This is a genomic window from Bacillus cereus group sp. RP32 (assembly GCF_040459735.1).
Lineage (GTDB): Bacteria > Bacillota > Bacilli > Bacillales > Bacillaceae_G > Bacillus_A > Bacillus_A wiedmannii.
Map to the genome: position 1 here is coordinate 31,723 of NZ_JARVHO010000001.1, position 15,926 is coordinate 47,648.

The window sequence follows — 15,926 nt, forward strand, 5'->3', positions numbered from 1 at the left end:
GCTTATTTTTTATTCTTGATAAGAGCGTTCTAATTCATCAATTAAGGAACCGACGTAAGAAACAGCCCTGCGGATTGCATCTGGTTTTGACATATCGACTCCGGCATGTTTCATTAATTCAAGTGGTTTCATCGTACCACCAGCGCGAAGTACATCTAACCAGCGGTCAACGGCAGGTTGCCCTTCCTCTTTAATCATTTGGGCTACCGCAGTAGATGTAGTGAGGCCTGCGGAATAGGTGTAAGAATATAAGCCCATATAATAATGAGGTTGGCGCATCCAAGTTAAGCCAGCACCTTCGTCAATTTCTACAGAATTTCCCCAGAATGTCGAAAGTACATTTGTTTTTATTTCAGTTAAAGTTGTAGCTGTAAGTGCTTCTCCTTCTTCTGCTAGGGTATATACTCTTCTTTGATATTCTCCCTCAAGTAAGTGAGTAACAAAGTTATGATAATATGTGCCAAGTAGTTGCAGAATCACCCATCTGCGCATTCTCTTGTCGTCAGTAGTCGCTAATAAATGCTGGGCTAATAGTAATTCATTCATTGTAGATGGTGCTTCAACAAAGTACATAGATGGACGTACATTCATAATACGCTGGTTTTTATTTGCTAAATAAAAATGACCAGCATGGCCAAATTCATGTGCTAATGTGAAGCATCCACGCATCGTATTTTGCCATGTAATTAAAATGTATGGATGAGAACCATATGGGCTTGAACAAAATGCTCCGGTGGATTTGCCTACGTTATCTGCAAGATCAACCCATCTTTCTTTGAATCCTTTTTCGATAATGGAACTATATTCATCGCCTAATACCTTTAAAGAATCTTGAATTAATTTACCAGCCTCCTTGTATGTGATGGTTGGATTAAATTCGGGATCTAAAGGTGCATGTAAGTCGCAGAACAGTATTTGATCGAGTCCTAATACTTTCTTTTTTAAATCTGCAAAACGGCGCATATGAGGCGCTAATTCTTTATAAATAATATCAAGTTGATTGTTATACATTTCAAGTGGAACTTTTTGAGGTTCTAAAAGCATATGAGTAACAGATTCAAATTTGCGTAAACGAGAGAGTGTTACTTGTTTTTTTACTTCAGTAGCATATGTTGTTGCCACTGTATTCTTATATCGTTTTAAGGTGGAAACAAATGATGAGTATGCTTTTCTACGTATGTCTACGCTTGGAGAGAACTCATATTTGCTTTCAAATAATGAAAATGATACAGGGAGTTCGTTTCCTTTTTCGTCTTGTATGGAGGTAAAATCCATATCGGCTAATTTAGTCATACCGTAAATTTTGTATGGAGAACTATGTACTTCGCCAAGTGCAGCAAGAGCTTCTTCTGTTTCAGGAGAGAGCGTGTGCGGCCTTTTTTGTAGGATGTCTAGTAATGATTTACGGAAAGGTTCGAGTTTTGTTTCTTCAGCTAAATATTTTTCAATTGTTCCTTCGTCGAATGAGAGGATTTCATTATGGATAAAGGACAGTGCAGTATGTACTTTCGTCCATAAAGCAGCAATTTTGGAAGAGTTCGCTTGAATAATTGGATTTGTACGATCAGTGGATTCTTTTAAATTTGCATATGAGTATAGTTTTGTTAACTCCATTAAAAGATCTTCTTCTAAAAGTAGGCAATGTAATAAGGTAGTGGGGCTAGTGTGTAATTGTCCTTTAAACGCATCAAGTTTTTTTATATCGTTTGTTAATACACGTAATGCAGTTTCCCACTCTTTATCAGATTCGTATAAATCAGAGAGGTCCCATGTTAGCTCAGTAGGGACTTCTGTGCGAATATGGCGTTTCTCAATTACATTTTTCATTTGTTATATCCCCCTTATTATAAGTATCTAAAAACATGATAATAGAAAATTCAGTAAAATGAAAATAATTTACATTTCTATGTATGAAAAAGAAGGACAAGCATAAAAATGCTTGTCCTTCGAGTTAAATTTAAAAATTAATATACTTTATCACCGTTGAAAATAGAGTTTTTCACGACTACATAATCTACAGTACGAATTGAGTCTAATTTTGTTCCACCAGCGTAAGAGATAGAAGATTGAAGATCTTGTTCCATTTCGATTAAAGTATCTTCTAAAGAACCTTTATGCTCAACGAACATTTTCTTACCTTCAACGTTTTTCTTCTCACCTTTTTGGAATTCAGAAGCTGAACCGAAGTACTCTTTATGAAGTTTGCCGTCTTTTTCGATTGTTTCCCCTGGAGACTCTTCATGACCAGCGAATAGAGAACCGATCATAACCATAGTCGCCCCAAATCGAATAGATTTAGCTACGTCGCCGTGTGTACGAATACCACCGTCAGCGATAATTGGCTTACTTGCAGCTTTTGCACACCAGCGAAGTGCAGCTAGTTGCCAACCGCCAGTTCCAAAACCTGTTTTAATTTTAGTAATACAAACTTTACCAGGTCCAATACCAACTTTTGTTGCGTCAGCACCAGCGTTTTCTAATTCTCTTACCGCTTCTGGAGTCCCAACGTTTCCAGCGATAACGAAGCTTTCTGGTAAATGCTTCTTAATATGTTGAATCATGTTGATTACAGCATTAGAATGTCCGTGTGCAATATCAATCGTGATGTATTCAGGTGTAAGTTGCTCAGCAGCTAATTGTTGTACGAATTCATACTCGTCCTCTTTTACACCAACGCTAATAGAAGCGATTAATCCACGTGATTGCATATCCCTAATGAATGAGATACGTTTCTCTGGTTGGAAACGATGCATGATATAGAAGTAATTGTTTTCAGCTAAATAAGTTGCGATTCTTTCATCAATAATCGTTTGCATATTTGCAGGTACGACAGGTAATTTAAATTTATGTTTACCTAAAGTGACAGTTGTATCACATTCAGAGCGGCTGTTTACAATACATTTCGCAGGAATTAATTGAATATCTTCATAGTCGAATACGTTTTCCATCATTTACACCCCTAAAATACGAATATTTTATTCATTTCGTTTAAAAATGTTCGTCCAAAAGATAATTTACATTATTTTCACTCATAAGTCAAAGGTTTTCATATTTATATTTAAAAATTAAGGTTTAGCTACGTATGTTGTAAGTTCATGTAATTAAAATGTGTTTAAACATAGTATTATTTGATGTAAAATTATGTTTGGGAAATAAAAGTTAAAGAGGTAAATTTAGGAGGGGTGCTAATGAAGCGCTTAGTATATATGGATTGGTTGCGTGTATTAGCAACGATCGCAGTGGTTACAATTCACGTTTCTGCGGGTTATGTTTCTATGTTAGATGCAAATAACGCATCACGCTGGATGGCTGGTAACTTGTTTGAATCGATTTCACGTGCGAGTGTTCCGATTTTTGTAATGATTAGTGGAGCGTTATTGTTAAAGGGTACAAAAGATATTTCAGTCGGGGAATTTTTACAGAAGCGTGCAAGTAAAGTAATTATACCTTTTGTAGCTTGGAGCGCTATATTTTATGCATATGGAGCATATGCAGGATATTTCCCGGCATCTTTAAAGCAAGGGATAAAGCACTTTTTAACGGATACTATTGGGGGACATTTATGGTTCTTATACATGATTGTAGGGATATATTTAATTACACCTCTACTGAAAATCTTTGTGAAGAACGCTAAAAAAAGAGAGATAGAATACTTTTTAATTTTATGGCTATATGCATCTGTTGTAGTCAATTTAGTGAAATATTATTATCCTATCAACTTTAACATTGAATTATTTTACGTTACAAATTATGTAGGGTATTTCTTACTTGGTTATTATTTATCCAATTACGATATTTCGAAAAAATGGAGGAATATTTCTTACATTGGAGGACTTGTAGGATTTATTAGTACATTCTTTATTACATATTACTATACAGTAAAAGCAAATGGACAGTTAGAGCAGTTTTGGTATGGATATTTTGCGCCAGGTGTTGTACTGATGGCGATTGGATTATTTATATTTTTCAAATATGCATTCCAAAAGTCAGAAAGAGAATTACCATTGTTATTCCGTTTTATAAATCAAGCAAGCCTTGGAATCTATATTCTTCACTTCTTCTTATTAAATAACTTGTTGTACATGGTTTTCCCTAAGGTAAATGAGCGTGTACATGCAATATTGGCAATACCTATTAATGTAACGATTACAATTGTTCTTAGTCTGGTAATTACGTTAGTATTGCAAAGAATACCAGTTGTGAAAAAATTAGTTCCGTAAAAATGAATACAGTATAGATAGGGCAGACTTATTATTAAGGCTGCCTTTTCCTATTTTAAAATTATACTTAGATAAATTTAAGTTGAAACGAATTGAAAACAGTGGATTAATATAGTATCTTACTATAGTCTAAAGTGAGGTATGAAGAACATAATAGGTTAAATATAAAATCAAATGAGGTTAATATATGAGTAAAAAAAGCTTTAGTAATTATGCATTAAGTAAAGAAGTAAGACGAGCACTTACTGGTTTAGGATATGAGCATCCGACAGAAGTGCAAGGAGAGGTTATTCCAGTTGCATTGCAAAAGAAGGATCTTGTTGTAAAGTCGCAAACGGGAAGTGGAAAAACGGCTTCGTTCGGAATACCACTTTGTGAAATGGTAGAGTGGGAAGAGAATAAACCACAAGCATTAGTTTTAACACCAACGAGGGAACTTGCTGTTCAAGTGAAAGAAGATATTACGAATATAGGGCGATTCAAAAGAATTAAAGCTGCTGCAATTTATGGTAAATCTCCATTTGCACGTCAAAAATTAGAGTTAAAGCAAAAGACGCATATTGTAGTGGGGACCCCAGGACGTGTGTTGGATCATATTGAAAAAGGGACCCTTTCTTTAGATCGATTGAAATATTTAGTGATTGATGAAGCAGATGAAATGCTAAATATGGGCTTTATCGATCAAGTAGAGGCAATTATTGATGAATTACCTACAAAAAGAATGACAATGCTATTTTCAGCAACCCTACCGGAAGATATTGAAAAGTTATCCCGTACATATATGAATGCACCAACTCATATTGAAATTAAAGCAGCTGGGATTACAACAGATAAAATTGAACATACCCTTTTTGAAGTAAGGGAAGAAGAGAAGCTTTCACTTCTTAAGGATGTAACTATGATTGAAAATCCAGACAGTTGCATTATTTTTTGTCGTACACAAGAAAACGTAGACCATGTATATAGACAGCTAAAACGAGTTAATTATCCTTGTGACAAAATACACGGTGGTATGGTGCAGGAAGATCGTTTTGAAGTTATGGATGATTTTAGAAAAGGAAAGTTCCGTTATTTAGTAGCAACTGATGTAGCTGCGAGAGGAATTGATATTGATAATATTACACATGTTATTAATTACGATATTCCATTAGAAAAAGAAAGCTATGTACACCGTACTGGAAGGACGGGACGAGCTGGTAATAATGGAAAAGCTATTACATTTATAACGCCTTATGAAAATAGATTTTTAGAAGAGATCGAGGAATATATCGGATTTGAAATTCCAAAGGAACTGGCACCTTCAAAAGAAGAAGTTATAAAAGAGAAAGCAGTATTTGAAGAAAAAATATATGCTAAACCAATTATAAAGCAAGATAAAAATGCAGACCTAAACAAAGGAATTATGAAATTGTACTTTAATGGCGGAAAGAAAAAGAAAATTAGGGCGGTAGATTTCGTTGGTACAATTGCTAAAATTCAAGGTGTTTCTGCTGATGATATAGGTATTATTACAATACAAGATAATGTTTCGTATGTTGAAATATTAAACGGAAAAGGACCACTTGTTTTAAAGGTTATGAGAAATACAACGATAAAAGGTAAACAATTAAAAGTTCATGAGGCAATTAAGTAAACAAAAAACTATCCACTATAACAGGTGGATAGTTTTTTTATTTAAGATTCTTTTAAATCATCAATCAACTTCTCAGCTAAGCGCCTATACATATTACTCATGGACACAAATGATGTTAGTAATAAAAATTTCTCTAGATTCGGATCTTCTAAGGAAGAAATTTCACTTACTTCTGAAACAAGATTATTTACGTCTTGTGTAAAGCTTTCGACGTTTTTTTCGGTAAGAGAAAGATAATCTTTATATAATGTATTTAATTCGAATGAATCATCGTTTAATAAGGATTCATTTATATTTTCTAAGGAGCTTTTTATGTCATTAATGGAAAGGGCTCCTTTTAATTGATAAATTAAGCTGATTAAAATCATATGCTCTTTTGAGTATTTTTTATTTTTGATTGGAATAAACAGTTTCCCTTTTGCGTAATTGTTAATCATTGTTTTTGTTAATACTTTTTCATCATCGGTTCTTGTTGTATCCGAATAAGTATTTTCAAATAATTGGACAACCTGGTCTACATACAAGTCGACATTTGGAATATCCTCAAGCGTAATGTTTTTTTCTAAATGTAATGTTTCAAGCAGTTTATTTATATTTTCCACGTAGAACCCCTCACTTTTATAACTTAGTGGAGCATAATGTTTAGTTTATCTCTAAATATGGTATTACGAAACAAATGAATTGTAAATGTTGACCTCTAATAATAATGTGTATATAATTACATGTAGTTATTAAAACTACATGTAATTATATGAGGGGTGTATATATGAATGCTTATGTAAGAGAACCAGTTAATGCTTTTACCCACTTGGGAGGAGCTGTATTATCATTTATTGCATTATTAGCTATGCTTGTAAAAGTTTCTATTAAGATGCCATCTTTTGCGGCAATTACAGCTATTATTTTGTTTGGTATCGGAATGATGGTTCTGTATACAGCATCAGCTGTATATCATAGTGTTGTAGCCAGTGAACGTGTTATTTATTTCTTTCGGAAGCTTGATCACTCTATGATTTTTATATTGATTGCAGGTACATATGCACCATTTTGTTTAATTACATTACATTCCGCAAACGGTTTATTATTATTTTGTTTAGTTTATGCAACTGCCATTTGTGGTATTGTTTTTAAAATGTTTTGGTTTAGTTGCCCGAGATGGTTATCAACAGCAATTTATATTACAATGGGCTGGTTAATTGTTCTGTTCTTTGCACCGTTAGCTGCTAACTTAAGTGCAGGAGGTATCGTGCTTCTAGTGCTTGGAGGCATTCTTTATACAATCGGTGGATTTATTTATGGAACAAAGCCAAAATGGTTAGAGTTTAAACATATGGGGCATCATGAAATTTTTCACGTGTTCGTGTTATTGGGAAGCCTTGCCCACTTTTTAAGTGTATATTGCTACGTAATTTAACAATATCAAATTTTCGAGTGATTTTTATTTTTCTTGATTAATAAAAAAAGATATAAACACATACGTATGTTGAAGAGCTGTATAACTTAAAGGTTATGTGGCTCTTTTTTATATAAATAATAATTCGGAATAAATATTCTAAATTGTCAGTCTTTTGTGGTAGGATAGATTTGTATTGAGGTTATAAGATTTTATAATTAATAATAAGTGGGGGACTATATATATGGCGATACTTATAACAGGTGGAGCAGGATATATTGGTAGTCATACGTGTATAGAATTATTAAATAATAATTATAAAATTATAGTCGTAGATAATCTTTCAAATAGTTCAATCGAGTCCTTAAATCGAGTAAAAGAAATAACGGGAAAACAATTTGAATTTTATAAAGAAAGTGTTTTAAATCGTGAAAAAATGAATGAGATTTTTTTGAAAAATAATATTGAAGCGGTTATACATTTTGCTGGATTTAAAGCAGTGGGGGAATCGACTACAATTCCTCTAACATATTATTATAATAATATAATAAGTACAATCGTACTATGTGATGTGATGCAGAAACATCATGTTAAAAAGTTTATTTTTAGTTCATCTGCAACTGTATATGGAATTCCAAAAACGTCACCAATTACAGAAGAATTTCCACTAAGTGTGACAAATCCATATGGGCAAACAAAATTAATGATTGAGCAAATTATGCGTGATGTGGCAAAAGCTGATGATGAATGGAGTATTGCGTTACTTCGTTATTTTAATCCCTTCGGAGCACATAAAAGTGGTCGTATTGGAGAAGATCCAAATGGGATTCCGAATAATTTAATGCCATATGTAACGCAGGTGGCGGTAGGTAAATTAAAGGAACTAAATATATTCGGAAACGACTATCCAACAAAAGACGGGACAGGTGTCCGTGATTATATTCACGTTGTTGACCTTGCAAAAGGACATGTAAAGGCACTTGAGAAAGTACTTGAGACGAAAGGAATAGAGGCATATAATCTTGGCACAGGTAAAGGGTATAGTGTGTTAGAGATGATAAAGGCTTTTGAGGAGGTTTCAGGTAAAAAAATACCTTATAAAGTGATAGGGCGTCGTCCTGGTGATGTAGCAGTATGTTTTGCTGATGTATCTAAAGCGAAACGAGAATTAGGATGGGAAGCAGAATATGGGTTAGAAGAGATGTGTGTAGATTCTTGGAGATGGCAGGTAAATAATAAAAACGGCTATCAAATGATTTAAGGTAGTTAGTAAAGCATTCTCTTATTAATTTGTAGGATATTTTATGTATATAATAAATTGTTTTCTTTATTATGTTGCTTGAGGTCAGTAATATGTTCAATTTAGGAAAGAGAATGTAATAAAATATTACTGACCATAGCATTTGAATAGCAACCGGTTCTATTGAAAAGTATTCCAATACTTGTATCATTGTTAAAGTGCGTTTATAATCAAATAATCTTGTTAGCTTTTTGCTTGAATTACGTATTATTGAAAGCGTTTTTATTGCGTGATATATTTTGATTGACATCATTACTGTATGAAATGTATGAAAAGGGTTTTTCTATTGTTTTTTAAGGTAGGAAGTCTGACTTATTTTCGAAAAAACTTCGTATGTAGTTGTAAGTAAGAAGGAGAATAAGGAATAATATAATTTTTACAAGACGGGGAGGGTACAGTGTGAAAATGTAAGGTTTTCACATGAGGATATATGGGGTACGTAGGATTATTACTTTCGGGTGCAGCTTTATTTTTAAATAGTCTTGTTATATTAGGGAAAGCAGAGATGAAAAGTGCGGGTGTTTTTAATTTATTTGTGGGTGCACTACAAATTATTATTCCGTTCTATTTGATCATGATTTCTGACCAAAGCAATTGGACAGTGTATTCATATGCAGCTACTTTCTTATTTGGATTAACCTATTTATATGTAGGTGTTACCTTTATAAAAGGAATGGATAGTAGCGGTTTAGGTTGGTTTTGTATTTGGGTAGCAATTATTGCCTTATTCTATATGGTTGTTTCATTTGTTCAATTTCACGATGTTGTTAATGCATTAACGTGGTTTATGTGGGCATTACTTTGGTATTTATTCTTTGTATTAAATACACAAAAGAAGAATATCAATCAATATCTTGGAAGAATTGCCTTCGTACAATCATGGGTAACATTGACGTTGCCTTCACTCTTTTATTTTATGGGAGTATGGGGAGAGGGATTCGTATATGAACTATGGGTTTATGTATCCGTAATTTCTATTTTATACTTCTGTTATTGTATTTATAAATATCGAGTACGTTAATATATTTTCTGCAGAAAAGCATGGAATCGTTAAACGAATTCCATGCTTTTTATATATGAGCAGTTATAATAGAGAGGTATTATTTTACATTTTATCAAAATGGGGATGATGAAGTTGAAAAAAGTATTGGTGCTAGGGGGAACAAGATTTTTTGGTAAACATTTAGTAGAAGCACTTTTGCAAGATGGACACGATGTAACGATTGCGACGAGAGGCATTACTGAAGATTCTTTTGGAAGTGTAGTAAACAGATTGATTGTAGATAGAGAAGACGAAAAACAACTAGCTGAGCGTCTAGAAGATAAAAGTTATGATATCGTATACGATAATTTATGCTATAGCTCGAATGCGGCGAAGATAGTATGTGGAGTGTTACGAGGAAAAACGAAGAAATACATTATGACATCTTCAATGGCTGTTTACGAGCCAGCACTAGGCTTATTAGAAGAGAACTTTAATCCGTACGAGTATGCCATTACGTATGGTGGTAGGAAGGATTTTACTTATAGTGAAGGAAAGAGATTAGCCGAAGCGGTTTCATTTCAACAAGCAACATTCCCAGTTGTTGCAGTACGTTTTCCAGTTGTTATTGGAGAAAACGATTATACGAAAAGGTTACAATTTTACGTTGAACATATTGTGAAGCAAGAACCTGTCGCCGTGAATGATCTAGATGGAGAGTTATCATTTATACATGAAAAAGAAGCAGGAGAATTTTTAGCTTGGTGCGGGATGAAGGACATAGAAGGGCCAATTAATGCTTGTAGCAACGGGGTAGTTTCTACTCGAGAAGTTATTCATTTCATAGAAGAAAATACGGGAATAAAAGCACTCGTTCAAGAAGTAGGAGATAATGTAGCACCTTATAATGAAGTGATTAATCGTACATTACATAATGGAAAAGCTAGTGAATTAGGATTCCCGTTCCGAGAATTGAAAATAGAAATAGAACAAGTATTACGTTATTACATGCATGCAATGAAATAATCATAAATCCCCCGGTGGCAATCCGGGGGATTCTGGAGGATTTCGACAATACTAATTTTACATTACCAAACTTACCTTATACGCACGACTAATGTTTTTGTGATCGCATTGCTTGTAAATACTTTTCATTTACTTGGTCCCAGTTCACTGTATGCCACCAGTTGGTAACAAATTCTGGACGCCGATTTTGATACTTTAAATAATAGGCATGTTCCCATACATCGATGACGAGTAATGGAATTTTACCTTCTTGCAAAGGTGTATCTTGATTAGGTGTACTTATAACAGTAAGTTCTTCACCATCAAGGACAAGCCACCCATAGCCACTTCCAAAACGGCTAATTGCTGCTTTGGACAGTTGATCTTTTAAGTTGTCAAAGGCATTGAAATAATAATCAATTACTTTTGCAACGTCTCCATTAGGCTCGCCGCCACCTCGCGGGCTCATCACTTCCCAAAAAAGACTATGACAATAATGTCCACCACCGTTATTTCTGACAGCTGTAACAATTTCTTTTGGTAAAGTTTCTAAATTACATAGTAACTCTTCTAAAGGTTTATTATGTAATTCCGTATAGTTTTCTAAAACGGCATTCAAGTTATTTACGTATGCCGCATGGTGCTTTCCATGATGAATAGAAAGCGTGTTGCTATCGATATATGGCTCTAGTTCATCATAGTCATATGAAAGCTTTGGCAATTGAAATGAAGACATAACATTCCCTCCTTTCTTATTAAAAAGTTGGTCTAGGTAAAAATAATTTATCTGAGTCAAAAATACACCTATTTTTTATACAAGTCAATAGTAATCTCTTTAATTTTCTGAAAAATATTACAATAAAAGTAACACTTCGACTTTCATTTGTGACTCTTATTCTTTTTGCTTATACTGTAAAGTAGTAACGTTTTGTTGAAATAGAAGGAGATCGTTTATGAGTAAAACGAAACAATTAATAGAGGAAGCGAGTCATTTTATTACGGTTTGCTATAAAGAGCTTAATAAAGAACAATTCATAGAAGAGAGAATAAAAGAAATTCAAGTTGAGATAGAGAAGACGGGGACGTATGAGCATACATTTGAAGAACTTGTTCATGGATCACGAATGGCATGGCGCAATAGTAATCGATGTATTGGAAGACTATTTTGGAGTAAGATGCACATATTAGATGCACGTGAAGTAAATGATGAGGAAGGTGTATACAATGCATTAATTCATCATATTAAATATGCAACGAATGATGGGAAAGTTAAACCGACAATTACAATTTTTAAGCAATATCAAGGTGAAGAAAATAATGTACGAATTTATAATCACCAATTGATTCGATATGCAGGATATAAAACAGAAATGGGAGTGATTGGTGACTCTCATTCCACTGCGTTTACGGATTTTTGCCAGGAACTTGGCTGGCAAGGAGAAGGTACGAATTTTGATGTATTGCCACTTGTTTTTTCTGTCGATGGAAAAGAACCTGTATATAAAGAAATTCCTAAAAAAGAAGTGAAAGAGGTACCAATTGAACATCCAGAGTACCCAATCTCATCTTTAGGAGCAAAATGGTATGGGGTTCCAATGATTTCAGATATGCGCTTAGAAATTGGCGGTATTTCCTATACAGCTGCTCCATTCAATGGATGGTATATGGGGACGGAGATTGGGGCGCGTAACTTAGCGGATCATGATCGTTATAATTTACTGCCGGCTGTTGCGGAGATGATGAAGCTCGATACATCGAGAAACGGTACGTTATGGAAAGATAAGGCGTTAATTGAATTAAACGTAGCTGTGTTACATTCCTTTAAAAAACAAGGAGTTAGTATTGTTGACCATCATACTGCTGCACAACAATTTCAACAATTTGAGAAGCAAGAAGTAGCTTGTGGTCGTGTTGTAACGGGCAATTGGGTGTGGCTCATTCCGCCATTATCTCCAGCTACCACTCATATTTATCATAAACCGTATCCGAATGAAATTTTGAAGCCAAATTTCTTTCATAAATAATATTTAGTATAGTTTTTTTATGCAAATTATAATTTTTTTAAATTACTGTTACGTAGCAAATGGAAGCCTTTACTCTCGGTTATTTTTGGAAGGAGCTTTTTGAACCAAGGAGTTCCTTATGTTATAATCAAATTTCTGTTTCGAAGACCTTATAGAAATATAAGGTCTTTTGTTTTGCTTTTTTATGTAATAGGAATAGAAATTTTCTTTTAAATAAGGGATTTAGCATATTTTTAGGGACAACATAAGTGTGTAGAAAATTGATAAATTATTATGCTTATATAATCATTGTGTTTTGGATGTAAACAATAAAACATAATAAAGTTGTTTTTTTAGATTGCTGAGGAAGGAGGAAGTGTAAATGAGAATGAAGAGTCGAAAAACGGATTGGCCTGTATTTCTTATTAGTGGTGGCTCACTTTTATTATTTGTAATTGCAGTTATTTTAAATAAAAGTTACGTAGAGGGAGTCATTAATAGCAGTTTTGCAGCTTCAATTAAATATTTTGGTGCCTTTTGGCAAGTTTTATTAATTGGTACATTTGTTGTTGCAATGTGTATGGCATTTTCAAAATATGGGAGAGTTAAACTTGGGGGGCTAGAAAAACCTGAGATTAGTACGACAAAATGGCTCGCTATTATTATGTCTACATTACTTGCTGGAGGTGGCGTTTTTTGGGCAGCCGCAGAGCCGATGTACCATTTGATGACGGTGCCACCAATACATGAAGGTATAACTGCTGGGACGCAAGAAGCGGTAATGCCTGCTTTAGCACAAAGTTATATGCACTGGGGTTTCCTGGCTTGGACGATTTTAGGTACAATTAGTGCGGTAGTTATGATGTACGGGCACTATCATAAAGATATGCCGTTAAAACCTCGAACGCTTTTATATCCTATCTTTGGGGAGAGATTGCGAAAGAGTTGGCTTGGAACAATGATCGATGTATTTGCCATTATTGCGGTAGCTGCAGGGACGATTGGTCCAATCGGATTTTTAGGACTACAAGCAAGTTATGGGTTACAAGCATTGTTTAACATTCCTGATGTGTTTACTACTCAATTAGCCATTATTGTTTGTGTAGTAGCTGTTTCTACTATATCTGCGGTAACGGGAATTGATAAAGGGATTCAAATTATAAGTAATTTAAATGTTAGGTTAGCAGTTTTATTAATGGTATTCGTATTACTGTTTGGACCAGGTGGATTTATTATCGATTCATTTGTTTCTTCGTTTGGATTTTATATAAATGAATTTATTCCCATGAGCACATATCGTGGTGATACGGCTTGGTTAGGATCGTGGACAATCTTTTTCTGGGGATGGTTTATTGGATACGGACCGATGATGGCAATTTTAGTGAGCCGAATTTCAAGAGGAAGAACAATCCGAGAAATCATCGTTGCAATTGGAATTATTGCGCCTATTATTACAACGTTTTGGTTTACTATACTAGGGGGATCAGGTGTGTTTTATGAGTTAATGAATCCTGGTTCTATCTCGGTGGCATTAAGTGAATCTGGTATGCCAGCGGCTATGATTGCAATTACAGAGCAACTGCCACTATCTAATATTATTGGACCTGCATTTCTTTTATTAACAATTTTATTTGTAGTGACAACAGGAGATTCAATGGCTTATTCAATTTCAATGGCAGTGACTGGAGATGGAGATCCTAGAATTAGTTTGCGAGTTTTTTGGTCGCTTATTATGGTCGCAGTTGCGGCGATTCTTTTATATATGGGTGAGGGAAGTATTAACGCCTTACAATCCTTCATTGTAGTGACGGCTGTTCCGGTATCTATTCTGTTATTCCCAATGCTATGGCTAGCGCCTAAAGTTGCAGGGGAATTAGCCTTAAAACAAGGTATTGTAAAAGAAGAAGAGAAAACTTCCTTCTTGTTCCAAAAAGCTAGTAAATCAAAATAAATAATTGTATTTATATAAGAAGAGGAAGCATTTCATTTGAGATGCTTCCTCTTTACTATTTATTTAACTACTTTTCTCGAAGGAGATAGTACCCTGTACAGTTTCAATCTATTCTAATACTTTATCTTTCGTCTCTGGGACACATAATAGCATTGTAACTAAACCGATTGGATAAATAATGAAGATGAGAGATAGTGCTCCCATTAAATTACCACCTGCAGCAAGTAAGCCGATAATAACAGGTCCAAATCCAGCTAACCCACGTCCTGTACCGAAAATAAAGTTTTCGGCTGTCGAGCGAGCTTCAGCAGGGTAGTTTTCAGCTAAAACAGCTCCGAATCCCCCCATCATGCCATTGGCAAAGAATCCAAGTAGTGCACTTCCCCATAACAATGATGTTGAGTCTGTGAATAAGAAGAAGTAAATGAGACAGTATATAGTACCACCGACATAATAGATTGTAAAAGTTTTACGGCGACCAATTTTATCGGCTAGAATACCAAAAGTCGCAATTCCAATTAGCATGCCGATTGTAGAGATGAACATCCAACCGCTCGCTTTTGCTAATGTGTAGTTATATTTATTCGCTAAAATAGTTGGCATCCATGTGAAAATTCCATAATATCCGAAGTTCTGGATGAATGACATAATAATAAGACCGATTGTTGTTATCGTTACTTTTTTATTGGCAAATAACTTTCGAAGTGGGAACTTTTTCATTTGCTTTAGTTGTTCTGCCTCGGTAGTTGTTAAATTACCTTCAGCTTCTTTTTGTAACAATTCTTTTTTGTATCGTTGTTTTTGTTCCCATATTTTCGGTTCACTTAAACTTTTGCGGACGTAAACAGCTAACAAAGCGGGAATGAGTCCAAATAAGAAAACAGCTCTCCATCCAAAATGCGGGACGATAAATGCGGGAAGGAGTGAAGCGAATAGTACGCCAAATTGCCATCCAAGTGCAACAACGGATGTCGCCTTAGCGCGCATTTCTTTAGACCATGTTTCAGTTACGATGGCCATTCCAATACCGAATTCACCACCAACCCCCATTCCAACTAAAAAGCGAAGAATTAATAATTGCCAATAATCTGTTGCGAAATAAATAAGTGCTGTTGCGAGTGAGAATAGTAAGATTGTGAAGGCCATCGTACGGATACGCCCAAATAAATCAGCAATAAATCCAAATAAATAAGACCCGATTAGCATTCCTATTGTGGTAGCTAATGTTAAGTTTCCACCTTCAACAGGGCTTAAATGAAATTCTTTTAAAATGTAGACGAGTACGAAAGATAAGAGCAACATATCTAAACCTTCTGCTGCATATCCTAGCGCAGAACCAAACAATGTTTTATATCTTTTCTCCTTCGTTTCCTCTGTTGTTGATTGTACATCAGTAGTAACGTTCATCATTACTCCTCCTTATTTTCTTCTACAGTCGC

General features: G+C 34.6%; 13 protein-coding genes. 8 read left to right on the forward strand and 5 right to left on the reverse strand.

Annotated elements, in window-relative coordinates; all coding sequences use genetic code 11:
* Positions 1-9: 9 nt before the first annotated feature.
* Together pepF and guaC are read right to left on the reverse strand one after the other, a co-directional pair.
* Complete coding sequence (gene pepF, locus QCI46_RS00190; RefSeq protein ID WP_327958529.1) at positions 10-1,827, reverse strand: oligoendopeptidase F; 1,818 nt, start codon at positions 1,825-1,827, stop codon at positions 10-12.
* A gap of 137 nt (positions 1,828-1,964) precedes the next feature.
* Positions 1,965-2,948, reverse strand: coding sequence for a GMP reductase (guaC, locus tag QCI46_RS00195; protein WP_327958530.1), 984 nt, complete (start codon positions 2,946-2,948; stop codon positions 1,965-1,967).
* A gap of 240 nt (positions 2,949-3,188) precedes the next feature.
* On the opposite strand from guaC, the gene QCI46_RS00200 reads away from it, so the two are divergent.
* Together QCI46_RS00200 and dbpA are read left to right on the forward strand one after the other, a co-directional pair.
* On the forward strand, positions 3,189-4,220 hold the full coding sequence (locus QCI46_RS00200) for an acyltransferase (RefSeq protein ID WP_353839344.1): 1,032 nt from the start codon (positions 3,189-3,191) through the stop codon (positions 4,218-4,220).
* A gap of 187 nt (positions 4,221-4,407) precedes the next feature.
* A complete protein-coding gene (dbpA, locus tag QCI46_RS00205) occupies positions 4,408-5,853 on the forward strand; it encodes an ATP-dependent RNA helicase DbpA (RefSeq protein ID WP_353839345.1) in 1,446 nt (481 codons plus the stop codon).
* A gap of 41 nt (positions 5,854-5,894) precedes the next feature.
* On the opposite strand, the gene QCI46_RS00210 is transcribed toward dbpA, so the two are convergent.
* Positions 5,895-6,455, reverse strand: a complete 561-nt coding sequence (locus QCI46_RS00210; protein WP_088608190.1) for a DUF1836 domain-containing protein — start codon at positions 6,453-6,455, stop codon at positions 5,895-5,897.
* 164 nt (positions 6,456-6,619) lie between these two features.
* Here QCI46_RS00210 and trhA point away from each other — a divergent pair, with 164 nt between their 5' ends.
* The 4 genes from trhA to QCI46_RS00230 all read left to right on the forward strand — a co-directional run bounded on the left by trhA (position 6,620) and on the right by QCI46_RS00230 (position 10,554).
* Positions 6,620-7,267: a PAQR family membrane homeostasis protein TrhA gene (trhA, locus tag QCI46_RS00215; RefSeq protein ID WP_353839346.1), complete on the forward strand. Its 648-nt coding sequence runs from the start codon at positions 6,620-6,622 to the stop codon at positions 7,265-7,267.
* A gap of 223 nt (positions 7,268-7,490) precedes the next feature.
* On the forward strand, positions 7,491-8,507 hold the full coding sequence (gene galE / locus QCI46_RS00220; RefSeq protein ID WP_087981865.1) for a UDP-glucose 4-epimerase GalE: 1,017 nt from the start codon (positions 7,491-7,493) through the stop codon (positions 8,505-8,507).
* 469 nt (positions 8,508-8,976) lie between these two features.
* Positions 8,977-9,567, forward strand: coding sequence for an AmiS/UreI family transporter (locus QCI46_RS00225; protein WP_000542569.1), 591 nt, complete (start codon positions 8,977-8,979; stop codon positions 9,565-9,567).
* A 105-nt stretch (positions 9,568-9,672) separates the two neighbouring features.
* Positions 9,673-10,554 (forward strand): NAD-dependent epimerase/dehydratase family protein, encoded by an 882-nt coding sequence (locus tag QCI46_RS00230; RefSeq protein ID WP_353839347.1) that lies wholly within the window; start codon positions 9,673-9,675, stop codon positions 10,552-10,554.
* A gap of 88 nt (positions 10,555-10,642) precedes the next feature.
* Here QCI46_RS00230 and sodA read toward each other — a convergent pair whose 3' ends face one another.
* Positions 10,643-11,269, reverse strand: coding sequence for a superoxide dismutase [Mn] (gene sodA / locus QCI46_RS00235; RefSeq protein ID WP_353839348.1), 627 nt, complete (start codon positions 11,267-11,269; stop codon positions 10,643-10,645).
* Positions 11,270-11,486: 217 nt separating this feature from the next.
* Between sodA and QCI46_RS00240 the strand changes: the two genes are divergently transcribed.
* The gene (locus QCI46_RS00240; RefSeq protein WP_353839349.1) at positions 11,487-12,557 is read left to right on the forward strand and encodes a nitric oxide synthase oxygenase; all 1,071 of its coding nucleotides are present in this window, start codon (positions 11,487-11,489) and stop codon (positions 12,555-12,557) included.
* Positions 12,558-12,918: 361 nt separating this feature from the next.
* Complete coding sequence (locus tag QCI46_RS00245; RefSeq protein WP_353839350.1) at positions 12,919-14,487, forward strand: BCCT family transporter; 1,569 nt, start codon at positions 12,919-12,921, stop codon at positions 14,485-14,487.
* 108 nt (positions 14,488-14,595) lie between these two features.
* Here the strand turns inward: QCI46_RS00245 and QCI46_RS00250 are convergent, their stop codons facing one another.
* Positions 14,596-15,894, reverse strand: a complete 1,299-nt coding sequence (locus tag QCI46_RS00250; RefSeq protein WP_353841813.1) for an MFS transporter — start codon at positions 15,892-15,894, stop codon at positions 14,596-14,598.
* Positions 15,895-15,926: the final 32 nt, after the last annotated feature.

What these genes read in the sequence shown, in the direction of transcription:
- pepF (WP_327958529.1), bottom strand. Translation starts at nt 1,827, where the DNA reads ATGAAAAATGTAATTGAGAAACGCCATATTCGCACAGAAGTCCCTACT.
- guaC (WP_327958530.1), bottom strand. Translation starts at nt 2,948, where the DNA reads ATGGAAAACGTATTCGACTATGAAGATATTCAATTAATTCCTGCGAAA.
- QCI46_RS00200 (WP_353839344.1), top strand. Translation starts at nt 3,189, where the DNA reads ATGAAGCGCTTAGTATATATGGATTGGTTGCGTGTATTAGCAACGATC.
- dbpA (WP_353839345.1), top strand. Translation starts at nt 4,408, where the DNA reads ATGAGTAAAAAAAGCTTTAGTAATTATGCATTAAGTAAAGAAGTAAGA.
- trhA (WP_353839346.1), top strand. Translation starts at nt 6,620, where the DNA reads ATGAATGCTTATGTAAGAGAACCAGTTAATGCTTTTACCCACTTGGGA.
- galE (WP_087981865.1), top strand. Translation starts at nt 7,491, where the DNA reads ATGGCGATACTTATAACAGGTGGAGCAGGATATATTGGTAGTCATACG.
- QCI46_RS00225 (WP_000542569.1), top strand. Translation starts at nt 8,977, where the DNA reads ATGGGGTACGTAGGATTATTACTTTCGGGTGCAGCTTTATTTTTAAAT.
- QCI46_RS00230 (WP_353839347.1), top strand. Translation starts at nt 9,673, where the DNA reads ATGATGAAGTTGAAAAAAGTATTGGTGCTAGGGGGAACAAGATTTTTT.
- sodA (WP_353839348.1), bottom strand. Translation starts at nt 11,269, where the DNA reads ATGTCTTCATTTCAATTGCCAAAGCTTTCATATGACTATGATGAACTA.
- QCI46_RS00240 (WP_353839349.1), top strand. Translation starts at nt 11,487, where the DNA reads ATGAGTAAAACGAAACAATTAATAGAGGAAGCGAGTCATTTTATTACG.
- QCI46_RS00245 (WP_353839350.1), top strand. Translation starts at nt 12,919, where the DNA reads ATGAGAATGAAGAGTCGAAAAACGGATTGGCCTGTATTTCTTATTAGT.
- QCI46_RS00250 (WP_353841813.1), bottom strand. Translation starts at nt 15,894, where the DNA reads ATGAACGTTACTACTGATGTACAATCAACAACAGAGGAAACGAAGGAG.